The 14,931-nt window shown below is 68.3% G+C and carries 14 protein-coding genes; 6 read left to right on the top strand and 8 right to left on the bottom strand.

The genetic code is table 11. The annotated features are described in order from the left end of the window. Positions 1-2 precede the first annotated feature (2 nt). Positions 3-731 carry a DUF2971 domain-containing protein gene (locus ACFQQC_RS04005; RefSeq protein ID WP_376859914.1) on the top strand — a complete coding sequence of 243 codons (729 nt, stop codon included), beginning with the start codon at positions 3-5 and terminating at the stop codon, positions 729-731. 355 nt (positions 732-1,086) lie between these two features. Here ACFQQC_RS04005 and ACFQQC_RS04000 read toward each other — a convergent pair whose 3' ends face one another. From ACFQQC_RS04000 to ACFQQC_RS03990, 3 genes are all read right to left on the bottom strand, one after another. Next, complete coding sequence (locus ACFQQC_RS04000) at positions 1,087-1,473, bottom strand: hypothetical protein (protein WP_376859912.1); 387 nt, start codon at positions 1,471-1,473, stop codon at positions 1,087-1,089. Continuing rightward, positions 1,470-1,862, bottom strand: coding sequence for a hypothetical protein (locus tag ACFQQC_RS03995; protein WP_376859910.1), 393 nt, complete (start codon positions 1,860-1,862; stop codon positions 1,470-1,472). Before ACFQQC_RS03995 ends, ACFQQC_RS04000 begins: the two co-directional genes overlap by 4 nt. A gap of 105 nt (positions 1,863-1,967) precedes the next feature. Further along, on the bottom strand, positions 1,968-2,216 hold the full coding sequence (locus tag ACFQQC_RS03990; RefSeq protein WP_376859908.1) for a hypothetical protein: 249 nt from the start codon (positions 2,214-2,216) through the stop codon (positions 1,968-1,970). A 200-nt stretch (positions 2,217-2,416) separates the two neighbouring features. On the opposite strand from ACFQQC_RS03990, the gene ACFQQC_RS03985 reads away from it, so the two are divergent. The 5 genes from ACFQQC_RS03985 (at position 2,417) to rplS (ending at position 9,136) form a co-directional block, all read left to right on the top strand. After that, positions 2,417-4,717, top strand: a complete 2,301-nt coding sequence (locus tag ACFQQC_RS03985) for a terminase large subunit domain-containing protein (protein WP_376859906.1) — start codon at positions 2,417-2,419, stop codon at positions 4,715-4,717. 156 nt (positions 4,718-4,873) lie between these two features. Then, a complete protein-coding gene (locus ACFQQC_RS03980; protein WP_376859904.1) occupies positions 4,874-6,637 on the top strand; it encodes an ATP-binding protein in 1,764 nt (587 codons plus the stop codon). Positions 6,638-6,658: 21 nt separating this feature from the next. Beyond that, complete coding sequence (locus ACFQQC_RS03975) at positions 6,659-7,879, top strand: NAD(P)/FAD-dependent oxidoreductase (protein WP_376859902.1); 1,221 nt, start codon at positions 6,659-6,661, stop codon at positions 7,877-7,879. A 76-nt stretch (positions 7,880-7,955) separates the two neighbouring features. Further along, positions 7,956-8,648 (top strand): tRNA (guanosine(37)-N1)-methyltransferase TrmD, encoded by a 693-nt coding sequence (trmD, locus tag ACFQQC_RS03970; RefSeq protein WP_376859900.1) that lies wholly within the window; start codon positions 7,956-7,958, stop codon positions 8,646-8,648. A 65-nt stretch (positions 8,649-8,713) separates the two neighbouring features. After that, positions 8,714-9,136, top strand: coding sequence for a 50S ribosomal protein L19 (rplS, locus tag ACFQQC_RS03965; RefSeq protein WP_141625375.1), 423 nt, complete (start codon positions 8,714-8,716; stop codon positions 9,134-9,136). A gap of 267 nt (positions 9,137-9,403) precedes the next feature. Here the strand turns inward: rplS and ACFQQC_RS03960 are convergent, their stop codons facing one another. The 5 genes from ACFQQC_RS03960 to ACFQQC_RS03940 all read right to left on the bottom strand — a co-directional run bounded on the left by ACFQQC_RS03960 (position 9,404) and on the right by ACFQQC_RS03940 (position 14,728). Next, positions 9,404-9,886: a PA2169 family four-helix-bundle protein gene (locus tag ACFQQC_RS03960; RefSeq protein WP_376859897.1), complete on the bottom strand. Its 483-nt coding sequence runs from the start codon at positions 9,884-9,886 to the stop codon at positions 9,404-9,406. A gap of 78 nt (positions 9,887-9,964) precedes the next feature. Then, positions 9,965-10,771 carry a tryptophan 2,3-dioxygenase gene (locus ACFQQC_RS03955; protein ID WP_376859895.1) on the bottom strand — a complete coding sequence of 269 codons (807 nt, stop codon included), beginning with the start codon at positions 10,769-10,771 and terminating at the stop codon, positions 9,965-9,967. An 81-nt stretch (positions 10,772-10,852) separates the two neighbouring features. After that, positions 10,853-11,224, bottom strand: a complete 372-nt coding sequence (locus ACFQQC_RS03950; protein WP_376859893.1) for a DUF1318 domain-containing protein — start codon at positions 11,222-11,224, stop codon at positions 10,853-10,855. 17 nt (positions 11,225-11,241) lie between these two features. Continuing rightward, positions 11,242-11,439, bottom strand: coding sequence for a YnbE family lipoprotein (locus tag ACFQQC_RS03945; protein ID WP_376859891.1), 198 nt, complete (start codon positions 11,437-11,439; stop codon positions 11,242-11,244). A gap of 76 nt (positions 11,440-11,515) precedes the next feature. Then, on the bottom strand, positions 11,516-14,728 hold the full coding sequence (locus tag ACFQQC_RS03940) for a YdbH domain-containing protein (protein WP_376859889.1): 3,213 nt from the start codon (positions 14,726-14,728) through the stop codon (positions 11,516-11,518). Positions 14,729-14,931: the final 203 nt, after the last annotated feature.

Here is a 14,931-nt window from a genome sequence, read left to right as displayed (position 1 = left end):
GCGTGCGAAATGTTGGAGAAGCTGGGATTTCCGGCAACGAGATGCTCTGGAGATACCTCCGGCTCGATAGGTTTTTGTCTCTGGTTAGCGATGGAAAGCTGTATTTCTCGTCGGCCAACGAGTTCGATGATCCGTTTGAGGGTGCGATTTCGGTGGAAACTAACAGCGTTCAAGACAAAGAGCAGATTAGTGGTTTGTACAGCGCTGAAGGCGCGTTTCGAGATCTAAAGCGCTTAACGAAGATCAGCTGCTGGCATCGTGCAACGTTTGAAAGTGACGCGATGTGGAAACTGTACGCAGGTGATCACAAGGGGATTGCGATCTGCACCACGCCCGACCGGATGCGAGCGGCCATAAAGCCGTTTCGCCTTCAACCTCACTACGGCTTTGAAGACATTTGGGCAGGTCCAGTCGATTACGTCGACCTAACTGCGGGGCGTATCAAACAGACCGGAATGCTCGCTCGGTTCTTTATCAAGCACCGAGCTTTCGAATGGGAGCGAGAATTCCGACTAGCGATCTCTGTAAGGGGAGCCGCAGAATTCGGCGTTCAGGTTCCTGAGCAGGGTATTTTTGTTGACGTTGATCTAGATGTCCTTGCCGAGCGCTTCGTCGTCGGCACCACGATCAATGACGATGAGCGGTCTATGGTAGAGGAGCGCTTATCTGCAGCCGGCTTGGCAGACCGCCTCCACTTTTCAAGCCTGTTGGGTAGCCCCCGATACAGCTAGCGGCGGGGCAACTACACCTTTTGGGACTGACTTAGGGTGCGTTCGAATCTCGGTAGGCAGGGCACAAACCCCGCTTCAGGTGTATGCTGAACTGGTATCCGAGCGTCCGGAAACGTTTGCTGACCGAGCCATCGCGGAGCTCAACCGGGAGACAAGAGGGCACCCTCGCTCGCTGTCGCGCTGTTTGTGATGCATGCAGCGTAGGGAAATAGAGCGAGGCGCATCAGGCACCTAAGCAGCGAACAGCCTGTCGATGAATCCGAAGATACTTAGAATAGTTCGCTGCTCTTAGCCTATTTCAAACTAGCGTTCGGGTAGAACCCGATGCCTCTATCGGGAGGTAGGCATCTAAAACCTAGGAATTGCCCGGAGGCAGGAGCCCTCCGATCATTGCCGACTCGAACAGATTACTTGCGCCCGGTGCCGGTATCGCTGGCGTCAGGACCTCACCGGTTACCGGATTTCTCGGCCGATTGAACCAGCCCCACACCCAGTCGGGTAGGCGTCCGTTCGGAACCTCGGCGGGGTTCAACCCCACGACTAGGACATGGTCTGCCGGGTTGACGTCGGCCATGATCATTTCCGATACGGTAAGGATCGATTTGTTGGTCCAGAGCACCCAGCAGAACGCGTTATAGGACATCCAATCCTTGCCAAGGTCCGATAGCCGCTTCTGAACGATGTGGGGGGCGATAGGAACGACTTGCGGGGTGATGGTGATGTGGAGAAGTCGGAAGTTCATTGTTCGCCTTCCAGCTTCTCGATTAGCGGGTTCTGGATGACCTCACTGACGATAGGTGGGGGTTGCGACAAGCCCTCAAGAGGACGCATTGCACCTTGCTGGATTAGAACCCTAGAAATCTGCGCGCCATCCATAGCCGCTGCCTCCGGAAACGCTTTAGCGTAACCGAAGGACTGGTGGACGCAGTAGAAGATGAAAGCGATGTCGAGCGCAGCGAATGCCGCGCCCACCCAGATGTTCCTGAACCCAAACGCAATCGCAAGCAGCGCAATAACAACCATACCGGCCTTGGCGATCGTGCCGATCCTACCAATGGCTCCGGGACCAAAGTTCGCGTGTAGTACGCCACTCAGAAGTTTCGCCCAGCCGGTGGGTTCAGTGCTGTTCATCCAGCCCTTCTATACCGACTCAGGGTCACTGCAATCCAGCGTTCGGTGAAATGCCGCTGCCACTGAGGCGTCGCCACCGGATGAGATCACCGTCCGATACAGCCTCTAAGCGATTGGCATAGGCTCCTTGGGCGGCAGGTTCTCCTCGCCGATCTCAGTGACACCCATTTGAAGCGCTTCGGCAATAGAGGACGCGGACTCGACCGCTCTGATCATCGCGCCATTGCGCAGGTGCACCTCCGCCCAATCCGCACCATCTGCGGCTTCCTGAATGTGGGTGACGTCATCGGAATTTATCCAAACGGCTTGCCGCTCTGCTACCGGCCGATTGAGCTTTAGCAACTTAAGGGTCATGGCTTCCTCCATGACCTGAACCACAGGCAACCACTTGGTAGTCGGTCCTCGCTCGAGTCAGAAGCGCCGACACCGAAAGCCGCGAGAGTTAATGTTGAACCCGCACATCTGCGCGCGTCAGGGCGTTGATGCGGCTGGGCTTTCCCTGTCGCTCGGCCTGCTGAGCCCGCCTGAGGAAGCGGCCGCCGTACCATCGCGGGATGACCAGAACCAAGCACCATACCGCCGCCCATGACGACGAGACCTGGATGGGGTTCTTCCGCCGTTGGCATGAGGGAGAGGACAGCCGGGCCCTGTCGGTCGAGGCGAAGGTCTGTCCGGGAACCTTTCACCTGCACGCCGCGCGGCTGAAGATGCGGCTGAAGGACCTGCCCGAGGGGCATCCGGCGAAGCGGCGGTCCATGCCCTATTCCGAACGGCCCGACTGGTGGCGGGAGCCGAACGGCAAGCTGGCCGAGGAGCAATGGCGGGCGCTGTTCGCCCTGAGGGCGCAGGGCGTGCCGGATACGGTGCTGGGGCCGCAGTTCGGGGTGGCGACGCAGTTGATCTGCATGCAGGCGCGGAAGCGGGGGATGCGGCGGGCGGATCTGGGCGTGCCGGGGGCGAAGGGCGGGAAGAGCCCCTCCACCGCTGCGCGGTCCCCCTCACCGCAGGGCGGGGAGGAGATATTGGCCGTCTCTGGCGACGGAGTCGCCCCCTCCACCACGCTGCGCGTGGTCCCCCTCCCCACCTTCGGTGGAGAGGTGATTGGGGGGACCGTGCGGGGTCTGGCGCCCCTCCACCATCCTTCGCCTGCGGCTACGGATGGTCCCCCTCCCCGGGACGAGGAGGAACTTTCCGAGATTGATCTGGCCGGGCTGGGGGTGCGGATCAGGCGGGGGGACTGGGAGGGGACGGCCGACAGTTTTGACGCCGAGGTCGAGGCGGCGGGGCTGCGCGGGGACTATCAGGCCGTCGTCGATGTCTGCCGGGCCAAGGAGAGTGTGAGGCGGGCGATGTTTGGGGCGGGAGCTGCGGCTCCCGGCCCTCCCCACCCCCTCGCCCTGACGGGCGAGGCCCCTCCCCGGGACGGGGAGGGAGAACGGTTTGGGCGCCCTGTTCCTGCGCTGAAGCTGCGTCCGGGGCAGCGGGCGCCGGAGGGGGACTGGCGGACCTGGGTGTTTCTGGGCGGGCGCGGGGCCGGGAAGACGCGGGCGGGGGCGGTGTGGCTGGCGGATATGGCCGAGCGGGTGGGGCCGGGCAGGCGGCTGGCGCTGATCGGGCCGACGCTGCACGACGTGTGCGAGGTGATGATCGAGGGGGTGTCGGGGCTGTGTTCCCTGCCGCGCTGGGCGGGCGGGCCGAAGCCGGTGTTCGAGAGCTCGCGCCGGCGGCTGGTGTTTCCTAACGGGGCGGTGGCCCAGGTGTTCTCGGCCGAGGATCCGGACTCGCTGAGGGGGCCGCAGTTCTCGGCGGCGTGGGCGGATGAGTTCTGCACCTGGAGAAACGCGAGCGAAACGCTCGCGCTTCTCCGGATGGGTTTGCGGTTGGCGTTGCCAACCGCCAGGGGCGCTGACGCGCCCGACGCTATCGCTCGGCTCGCGGAGCCTCGCTGCTTGAGCGCAAAGAACGCTGTGCCTGAAAGAGCAGAACAGCCCGGGGCTCAAGCAGCGAGCGACCGCGTCGCGAGCGGTAGCCCCCCTCTGTTGTGCGTCACCACCACCCCGCGTCCCACGGCCGCCCTGCGCGCGCTGAGGGCCGAAGCCACCTGCGTCGAGAGCCATGCGGGAACGGCGGACAATGCGGCGCATCTGTCGCCGGGGTTTCTGGCCGGGCTGGAGGCGCTTTACGGCGGGACGCGGCGGGCGGCGCAGGAGATCGAGGGGAAGGTCGTCGAACTCGACGGGGCGTTGTTGACGGGGGAGATGCTGGCGAAGGCGAAGACGGTGGAGCCGCAAGGCAAGTACGACCGGATCATCGTGGCCATCGACCCGACGACCACCACGGGCGGGAACGCCTGCGGGATCATTGTGGCGGGGCGGATCGGGGATCGGGCCGAGGTGCTGGCGGACCGGTCGAAGTCGGGCTTGAGCCCCGGGGGCTGGGCGCGGCGGACCATGGCGGCGGCGGCCGAGTTCGGGGCCACGGTCATCGTCGCCGAGGTCAACCAGGGCGGGGAGATGGTCAAGGCGGTGCTGAAGGCCGAGGGCTGCACGGTGCGGGTGCGCGAGGTGCGGGCGACGAAGGGCAAGCGGGTGCGGGCCGAGCCGGTGGCGGCCCTGTATGAACAGGGGCGGGTCGTGCACCGGGGAGACTTCGCGGCGCTGGAGGAGGAGTTGATGGCCTTCGGCGGCGAGGCGGAGGCGGCCTGCGATCTGGACCGGGCCGATGCGCTGGTGTGGGCGGTGACGGACCTGCTGATCGACCGGGCGGGAGATGCGAACCGCGGGCCCAGGATCCGGGTGCTGGATGCGCCGCCGGTGCGGCCGGGATGCTCGACCCTGCCGTGGTGGAGGGAGTAGGGGCGGCTTCAAGACCCCCTCCACCCCCGGCCGTTGGCCGGCGGTCCCCCTCCCCGCGGTGCGGAGAGGTGACGCGAATTTCTTCGAACTGGACAACCGCAGTTACGAATCGTTTGGGTGAACGGCGTAAAGGTTGACCCAGGGGAGAGTATTTCCATGGGTCTGTACGCCGACATCGTGCCTCATCTGGCGACCAGCGCGCGCGAGCGGCGGGGGCAGATTCCGGTGCGGGTGATCCTCGGCGCCATGATCTGCTGGATGCTGTATGCGGCCGACCGGCCCGGGCTGATCGCGCCGTGGATCGTGCTGACGACGGCGGTGCAGTTGCTGGAATGGCAGGCGCTGGCACCGTTCCGCAAGGGCGCCGACGCGGCGCTGGAACGGCACGCGGACGTCCTGCCGGCGCTGGGCGCGACCATGCTGATGGCGGGGATCCACGCCGGGGCGGCGGCGCTGATCTGGAGCAGCGGCGGGCAGATCCTGTCGACCGTGGCGGTGCTGATCGTGGTCGGGGGGATGATCAACAACCTGGCCTCGGGGATCGAGAACCGGGCGCTGTATCTGATCGGCACGGCGCCCTACGCCGTCGCCCTGTTCGCCATGCCGGCGTCGCGCTGGCTGGAGGGGGAGACGCGCCATCTGCCGCTGCTGCTGGGCTGTCTGGCGCTGTTCTTCGGGGCGCTGCTGAGCGTCTGGGGGCGGGTGCATGCGGCGCGGATGGCCGAGATCGAGGCGATCCGGGAGGCCTCGCTGCGGCTGGCCCAGGCCGAGGCGGCGATGGCCGACCGCGCGGCGATGGCGGCCATCGTCAGCCACGAGCTGCGCACGCCGGTCAGCGCCATCCTGGCCGGGGCCCATGTGATCCGCCACGGCGACCGGCCCGAGGCCACGCCCGAGACGGCCGACCTGATCATCGACGCCGGACGGCTGATGACCGGGATGCTGAACGACCTGCTGGATCATTCGAAGATCGAGGCGCGGGCGATGGCCATTGAGGCGCGCGACTTCGACCTGACGGCCCTGCTGGCGGACACGGACCGGTTCTGGCGGCCGCAGGCGGCGGAGAAGGGTCTGACCCTGACGGCGCCGGCAGTCGGCGAGCCGCTGTGGCTGAAGGGCGATCCCTACCGGCTGCGGCAGATCCTGAACAACCTGATCTCCAATGCGATCAAATTCACCGAGGCGGGCGAGGTGGCGCTGGAGGCGCGAGTGGCCGGAGAGGGCGCGGGACGCAGCCTGACGCTGACGGTGCGCGACGAAGGGGCCGGGATCGCCCCGGAGGCGATGAGCCGGCTGTTCACCCCGTTCGCGCAGGGCTCGGCCGAGGTGGCGCGGACCTACGGCGGGACCGGGCTGGGGCTGACGGTGAGCCGCGATCTGGCCCGGTTGATGGGCGGAGAGCTGACCGCCGCCAGCACGGCCGGGGAAGGCGCGGCCTTCACCCTGACGATGACCCTGCCGCTGGGCGAGCCGGTGGCGGAAGAGGCGGGCGCCGAGGGCGCCGGGCCCGAGCTGACCCGGCAGCTGCGCGTGCTGGCGGTGGATGACCACGAGATCAATCGGCGGACCCTGGCGCTGGTGCTGCAGCCGCTGGACGTGGAGCTGGTCACCGCCAGCGACGGAGCCTCGGCGCTGGAGGCGCTGGCGGCCCGCCCGTTTGACGTGGTGCTGATGGATGTGAACATGCCCGGCATCGACGGCAATGAGGCCACACGCCGCCTGCGCGCCTCGGACGGGATCAATGCGACGACGCCGGTGATCGGCTTCAGCGCGGGGACGGAGGCGGCGCAGATCGAGGCCTGCCGCGCGGCGGGGATGACCGACTGGCTGGCCAAGCCGCTGGAGCCGGCGAAGCTTTATGCGGCGCTGGACCGGGCGATGCGGCCGACCCCGCCGGACGCGGAACGGGACGCGGCCTGATCGCGGCGCTATAGCGGGCGGATGAAGACACTCGACGTTCTGATCGTCGGCGCGGGCGCCGCCGGAATGATGTGCGCCATCGAGGCCGGACGGCGCGGCCGCTCGGTGCGGGTGGTGGACCACGCCCGGAACCCCGGCGAGAAGATCCGCATCTCGGGCGGCGGGCGCTGCAACTTCACCAATACGGGGACTGGCCCGGCCAATTTCCTGGGCGAGAACCCGCGCTTCGCCACCTCGGCGCTGAAGCGCTACACCCAGCACGACTTTATCAAGCGGGTCGATCGGGCGGGCATCGCCTGGCACGAAAAGACCCTGGGCCAGCTGTTCTGCGACGACAGCGCCAAACAGATCGTCCGCATGCTGACGGACGACATGCGCGAGGCGGGCGTGACCCTGTCGATGGGGACGGCGGTGGACCGGATCAACCGCATCGACGGCGGGTTCGAGGCGGCCCTGTCGGACGGCAGCGTGGTGCGGGCAAGCTCTCTGGTGCTGGCCACCGGCGGCAAGTCGATCCCCAAGATGGGCGCGACGGGCTGGGCCTATGAGACGGCGCGCCAGTTTGGACTGAGGGTGACGGATACGCGCCCGGCGCTGGTGCCGCTGACCTTCGAGCCGGGCCTGCTGGAGAAGCTGGCGCCGCTGGCCGGGCTGTCTGTGGAGGCGGTGGTGTCTCACCGGGTTCCAGCCGATGGCGGGGCGCCGGGACGGCCGACGGGCGAGACCCGGTTCGCCGAAGGCCTGCTGTTCACCCACCGGGGCCTGTCCGGCCCGTCGATCCTGCAGATCAGCTCCTACTGGCGCGAGGGCGAGACGATCACCGCGCGGCTGGCGCCGGACGTCGATGTCTACGCCCTGCTGAAGGCGGCCAAGGAGGAGAACGGCAAGCAGATGGTGCACACGGCGCTGGGCCACATCGTCCCGCGCCGCCTGGCCGAGAGCGTCTGCGAGCGCGAGGGGGTGAAGGGCAAGCTGGCCGAGGTCGGCGACAAGGTCCTGCGCCGACTGGACGAGGCGGTGAACGGCTGGACGGTGAAGCCGGTCGGCTCAGAAGGCTATCGCACCGCCGAGGTGACCTTGGGCGGGATCGCCACCGACCAGTTGGACCAGCAGACCATGGAGGCCAAGGCGGTCCCCGGCCTGTTCGTCATCGGCGAGGCGGCGGACGTCACCGGCTGGCTGGGCGGGTACAATTTCCAGTGGGCCTGGTCGTCGGGCTGGGCGGCGGGGCAGGCATGCTAGGTTCTGGGTTCTGGGGAATAGGTGCTAGGGAGCCCTCACACCTGCCCTGAAACCTGTTACCCAGAACCTAGCCCCTATGTTCACCGCCACTGTCCTGACCATGTTCCCGGAAGCGTTTCCGGGGCCGCTGGGGGTGTCTCTGATCGGCACCGCATGGCGTGAGCGCGGGCTCTGGAGCCTTGAAACGCTTGACATCCGGGCGTTCTCCGACGATAGGCGCGGCTTCCTGGACGACACCCCCGCGGGTGGCGGGTCAGGAGCCGTGCTTAAAGCGGACGTTGTGGCCCGGGCGGTGGATAGCCTTTCGGGACCGAAGCGGCCGCTTTTGTACATGAGCGCCCGGGGTCGGCCCCTGACCCAGGCGCGGGTGAAGGAATGGGCCAAGGCGGACGGTATTGTCGTCCTGTGCGGCCGTTTCGAAGGGGTGGATCAGCGCGTGCTGGACGCGCGCGGGTTCGAGGAGGTCTCGGTCGGAGACGCGGTTCTCGCCGGTGGCGAGGCGGCGGCGATGGTCGCGATCGAGGCGTGCGTAAGACTGATCCCCGGAGTGCTCGGCGCGGCGGAAAGCCTGTCGTCCGAGAGTTTCGAGGACGGGCTTCTGGAATATCCGCAGTACACGCGACCGCGGACGTTCGAGGGGCAGGAGATCCCGGAGGTCCTGTTGTCGGGCGACCATAAAAAGGTCGCTCAGTGGCGTCAGGAGCAGCGGGAGATCACGACGCGGGAACGGCGACCCGACCTTTGGGCCGCCCACACCGCGAAGGACTGAAGACCACCGCGGGGCTTGCTCCGCCAACTCACAGCTAAAGGGCGCAAAAGCCCGAGGAGAATAGAATGAACATCCTTCAGACCCTGGCGGCCGAAGAGAAGGCCCGTCTGATCGAAACCCGCGCGATCCCCGACTTCCAGCCGGGCGACACCCTGCGCGTCAACGTGAAGATCAAGGAAGGCGAGCGCGAGCGCGTTCAGGCCTTCGAAGGCGTCTGCATCGCCCGCGCCGGCGGCGGCGTGAACGAGAACTTCACCGTCCGTAAAATTTCGTTCGGCGAGGGCGTCGAGCGCGTCTTCCCGATCCTGTCGCCGATGATCGAGTCGATCGAGGTGAAGCGTCGCGGCGTCGTGCGTCGCGCCAAGCTGTACTACCTGCGCGACCGTCGCGGTAAGTCGGCCCGTATCGCCGAGAAGCAAACCGTCCGCGCGCCGAAGGTGGCCGTGCCGGAAACCGGCAAGACCGAAGCCGCCGACACCGAAGCCTGATCCAAGGGCTTCAGCTCAGCGCTGAAATGACGAAGGCCCCGGTGGAAACGCCGGGGCCTTTTTCGTGCGCTGGGGCGGCGCCCGGAAGGTCAGGCAGTCTGCCGGGAAGTGATTAGTGGTTAGTGATTAGTGGATGGCCGCTGAACCGCCAGCGGCAGGACGGTCCCCGACCGTGGCGGCATCGAACCACTAATCACTAGCCACTAATCACTTTCAGCCACCGTCGGCGGCGGAGTGGCCCGCCACAGCCACCGCCCTTTCCCGCCACTACTGCGGAAACAGCGGGTTGTTCGCGTCGCGCTGGCCCTCGAGGCTGTGGCGCAGGTCGTGGATCTCGTCGCCGCCGCGGACGCGGGCGAAGGCGCGGCGAATGCTTTCGCGGGTCGTGGCCGAGATGTTGGAGTCGTTCAGCGCCTTCTCGAACTGGGAGGCGACGTGGGCGTCGGCGCCCTCGACCGCGCCGACCCTGTCGGCCTCGTCGCGCAACAGGGCGTGTTTGACGTCGGTGAAGGCGCGCTGGGCCTTGGCGAGGATGGAGCCGTCGGCGTCCGGCTCGCCGCCCAGCACCCGGACGTTCGAGGACAGGTCGTCGGCGATCACCCGGCGCTCCGCCTCGCGGCGGGCGAAGAACTCGCGGTGGCCGGGGTCAGCCGTGTTGTCGACGGCGTCGTGATAGCCGTCCGCGCTGTCGATGACGGTGCGGATCAGGCCGTTGAGAACCTGGATGTCGTGACGGTTGGCGTTGCTCATATCGGGCCTCCGGGGAGAGACCCATAAAGCGCTCGCCTGCGGCGAAGGTTGCCGGTCAGCGTGGTTTACACAGGATTGTCAGAGCTTTGTCCGGAGGGACCACAACTCCGGGAAGCAGCGGCGCTGGAGCGTCTCGGTCAGGTAGCCGACGCCGTCGGTGCCGCCGGTGCCGCGACGGCGGCCGATGATGCGCTCGACCGTGACCACATGCTTGTGGCGCCAGGTCAGCAGGGCGTCGTCCAGATCGACCAGCTTTTCGGCCAGTTGATAGAAGGGCCACCAGCGCTCGGTGTCGCGATAGACCTCCAGCCAGGCGGCCTCGACGCCCTCGGACGGCTCATAGGGTTTGGACACGTCGCGGCTCAGCGCCTCGGCCGGGACCGGCAGGCCGGCCCTGGCCAGCTGGGCCAGGGCGTCGTCATAGAGGCTGGGGGCGTCGAGCACGGCCTTGAGGGCGGCGTGGGCCTCGGGCCGGTCCTCGTGGAAGCGCAGGAAGCGGTCGTCCTTGAGCCCGAGCGCGGATTCGAAGCGGCGGAACTGGTCGCTCTGGAAGCCGGAGGAGGAGCCGAGCGAACCGCGGAACCGCAGGTAGTCGGCCGGGGTCATGGTCGCCAGGATATCCCAGCTGAGCGTCATGACGGTCTGGATGCGGCTGACCCGGGCCAGCGACTTGTAGGCCGGGACCAGATCGCCCGCGCGGACCAGAGACTGGGCCAGCGCCACCTCGTGCAGGATCTGCTTGAGCCACAGTTCCTTGGTCTGGTGGATGATGACGAACAGCATTTCGTCATGCTGGTCGGACAGCGGGTGCTGGGCGGCGAGCAGGTCGTCGAGGGCCAGATAGCTGGCGTAGGTGATCGTGGACGGCGCTGTGTTCTCGGTCATGGCGACCGTATCGCCCGGCGGGACGGCGGGCTCAAGGGGCCGGATTGTCCCTCCCTGTGACGGGAGGGACCGGTCAGTGGATCAGCGCTGGACCCACTGGCCCTGGGCGTTGCGATACCACTGGCCCGAACTGATGCGGTTGGTCCGGAGCTGGAGCTCGAACATCTGGACGCCCGCGTCGGCGGCGGTGGCGCCGCCTCCGGCCTGCTGGGCCGAGGCCGCATAGGCGCTGCGACGGCCGGCGTTGGTGGCCTGGACGGCGGCGGTCAGGGCCGCGTCCGAGGACGGAACGCGGAAGCCGACATAGCCGTCCGCCTGTTCACCGACGGTGCCGGCGGCCTTGGCGGCGTCGATCAGGGCCTTTTGCTGGCCGGTCTGGGCGAAGGCCGCGCCAGCAGCGACACCGAGGGCGGCGACGGCGGCGACCATGACGAAAACTTTGCGGAAGGACATCGGTTGGACCTTTCCCATCAGAACAGGTTCGGGTTCTCGGCCAGGAGGTTCTGAAGCTCCCGGTCGAGACGCACGCGGATGTCGGCGTCCAGCTTGGCGTTGATCTGGATCGGATCGACCTGCAGGCGGACCGTGGGGGTGCAGGCGGCGGCGCCCATGCCCAAGGCGGCGAGGCCGAGCAAGGCGACGGTTCTGCGAGACTTCGTCCGGGTCATGACAGGGCTCCGATTGATCCGCGGCGACTAAACGCGATCGAGGGTGAACGGGTTCTGAACGGTGAAGGCGTCCGGATCAAGGCAACGCTTCATCGTCGGATTCGGCGTCGGGGCGACCGTTCCGGGCCCGGTCCAGCGCCATCAGGTCGCTGACCAGTTCGTTCAGATTGACCGAGGTGTCGAGCGTCAGGTCGATGCCGGTGTTGGACGGCAGGGGCAGTTCGCGATTGAGGAACTGACGGCTGATGAACTCGGCCACCGGGATGCGGAGCTCCTGACGGGTGGGCGGATCGTGACGGCCCCGGATGCGGAAGATGACGCCGAGGCGGCCCTGATCGCGGCTGTCGACCTGGGCCGACAGGATGTCGAACGCCAGGTTCTCCATTGCCTGATAGGCCAGGTCCTGGACGGTGTTGGGGGGAAGCTCCTCGCCGCCGCCTTCGGCCTCCAGACCGGTCAGGGCCGTGCGGGGAATGGACAGGCGGCCCGGCTGTATGGCCTGCAGGTCGCCGCCGACGATGCGGACGCCGTCGGTCGGGTTCCAGCTGAACGGCAACCGGCCCGAGACCACCGCGTCGAGGCTGACCTTGTCGCCGAAGCCGGCGTCGGTGACCAGCTGGCCCAGCTGGACGGACTCGACCAGGATCACGCCGGTGAAGCCCTGCTGGATATCCAGCGGGATGGACAGGGGCTCGACCCGGACCGTGCCGCCGGCGACGGACAGGTCGGCGCCCTCGACCATCAGGGCGGCCTTGCTGAGACCGAAGACCAGATCCACATCCGTCAGCGGGGCGACGGATTCCAGCAGGTCGGCGTGCAGGGTCTGGCCCGGAGCGGCCTCCAGCGGGGCCAGGCTGGTGAAGTCGATGGTTCCGCGCAGCCCCTTCACCGGCCCGGCGGGACTGGCGAAGTCGAGACCCGGAATGGTCAGGCGACCGGTGCTGGTCCCTTCGGCGTCGGCGCGCCAGTCGACCCGGCCGTTGAAGCCGACCGAGCCGGTCGCGGGCGAGCCGACGATGTCCCCGGCCAGGGGGCTGAGGTCGGACGGCTGCAGCCCGCCCTCGGCGAAGGTGATGGACGGGGCGTCGATGGTCAGCCCACCGACGCCGGCCTTGCCGTCATGGGCCAGGGTCAGGCGACCGAGCGTGGTCTCGCCATGCGACAGGTCGAAGGCGCCGCTCCAGTTGTCATTGGCCAGGCGGGCCGAGCCGACGGCGGTCATCGGGTTGAAGCGGGCCGGGTCGGTGGCGTCGACGACGGTGGCGCGCGAGACCTGCGCCTCCAGACCCACCCCGCGCGGACCACCGTTGGCGGTCAGCAGGCCCTCGGCGTCGCGGAAATGCAGGGCCAGGAAGGGGGCCGAGGCGTTGAGGCCGGACAGGCGACCGTCGGCGCGCCAGGCGCCATCGCGGACCTCGACCAGCGGGCGGGCGACCGGGCAGAAGCGGCCGCTGATGTCGGTGACATCGCTCTCGTCCAGCTCCAGCCGCTCGACGGCCAGCGGGATGCAGTCGCGGGTGACATAGGTCAGGCGGCCGTTGCTGGAGGCCAGCTCGCCGCGGGTCTGCAGGGTGATCCCGCGCGCCAGGCCGAAATCGAGCGCGGCGCGGCCGTCGAGCGTCGCGGTGAAGCCGCCGTCGGTGAGCGACCAGCGGGGGATATCGAAGGCCGCTTCGGGCAGGCCCTGTCCGCGCGTGGCAGTCAGGGAGAGACTGCCGCCGCCGGCCTCGCCGCGCGTGGCGCTGAAGATGGGGCCGGCGCCGGGACGCAGGGTCAGGACGCCGCCGTTGGCCGGGGTCAGGGTCGCGGGACGGTCAAGAGTGACGCGGGTTCCGGAACTGCCCGCCGAGACCGTGAAGGCGGGGATGTCGACCGCGAAGCCGGACAGGGCGCGCTTCATCTCGGCCAGCTCGGGAATGTCGTCGCGGGCGGGGGCGCCGAACAGGGGCCAGGCGCCGCGCGCGGCGCGCAGGCCGCCCCGCACATCGACCCGCAGGCCGCCGTCGGCGACCAGATCCAGCCGGGCAGACCCGCGCGCGCCGGTCAGGGACAGGTCGGTCATGGCCAGACGGTCGGCGGCGAGGACCAGCGGCCCCTGCGCCTCGAAGGCCGCGCCGCGACCGCCGGCGATCAGCTGTCCGGTCCCGAGACGGACGCCCGAGCCGCTGAGGCCGACGCCCTCGATACGGGCGGCGACGACTTCGGCGGGGCCTTGGATCCGCCAGCCGACGCCCTCGCCATTGCGATCCAGAACGGTGGCGGCGTCGGTCAGGCGCAGGCGGGCGCCCTGCCCGGCCACGGCGCCTTCAAGTCCGGCGGCGCGCAGGTCGGCGGTGGTGCGGCCGTCGATGCGGAAGGTCTCGATCCAGCCGGAGGTCAGGCCGGCGAAGGTCAGCGCCGCCTCGACGCCGCGCGCGGCGTTGTTGCCGGTCGACAGGCGGTCGGCGGTCAGGCGCACGTCGAGGCGGGCCTGTCCGTCGCCCCGGCGGGTCTTCAGGTCCGGATAGGGCAGGTCGCCGGTCAGGGTCAGCTGGGCCCCCTCCCCGCCCACGCCCGGCAGACGGGCCGAAGCCGCCGCCGCCGTGGCGCGCAGGGCCACGCGGTCGCCGGTGGTGGTCAGATCGACGGTGGCCGTCAGGCCGCGCGCGTCGATGCGGTCGCCGCTGCGCAGGGCCGTGGCCGGCAGGCGGGCGGCCAGACGCATCAGCTTGCCGTCCTCGACCCGGGCGTCGCCGAGGATGTCGGCGGGGCCGTAGTCGGTCAGCAGCCGCACGCGGGCGTCCTCGACCAGCACCAGCGGGGCCTGGCTGTCGGGGCCGGGCGGACGGCCGGTGAATTTCTCGATCAGCGGGTCCAACGAGCCGAAGGAGACCTTGCCGCCTTGCAGGTTCACCCGGGCGACGGGGCGCAGCAGGCGGATGCGGCTGGGGGTGACGCCCATGCCGTGGTCGGACCAGGGGACGCCGATCGCGTAATCCACCTCGACCCGCTCGACGGTCACATCGGGATCGCGCGGGTCGCCGATGCGGATGCGGGCGACGACGCTGTCCAGCTCGATGCTTTCGATGTCCACGTCGGCGGGGACGCCCTCGCGCTCCAGCCAGCCGACCAGCACCTGACGGGTCACGGCCCGGCGGTTCAGCCAGGTCAGGGCGGCGAGGACCAGCAGCACGCACAGAAGAATGCCGGCGACGCCGAGCAGACGGCGGACCACCGGGCGGATCCCCGGACGGGCGCGGCGTTTGTCCGGACGGGGGGTTCCGGGGGCGGGAGAGGCCGTGTCGCTCATGCCCTTCGTCCTTTAGCGGCACAGGCGGGGCGGCGGAAAGAGCAATGAGCAGAAGCCATCGCCGGTTGAGCAGATTTCTCGTGTCCGACGGGCAACAGGAGAGTGGCCCAAAGGCAACTTTGAGTGCATCGAGAGTCGCCGCCGGATACTGCGGCGTCGCGTCGCGGATTAACGATTGGATACCACGCGAATACTGTCGCGCT

It is taken from the genome of Brevundimonas sp. GCM10030266 (assembly GCF_042666595.1).
GTDB lineage: Bacteria > Pseudomonadota > Alphaproteobacteria > Caulobacterales > Caulobacteraceae > Brevundimonas.
Note: the sequence above shows the minus strand (reverse complement) of the source record. Positions and strands in the feature narration are given on the sequence as shown.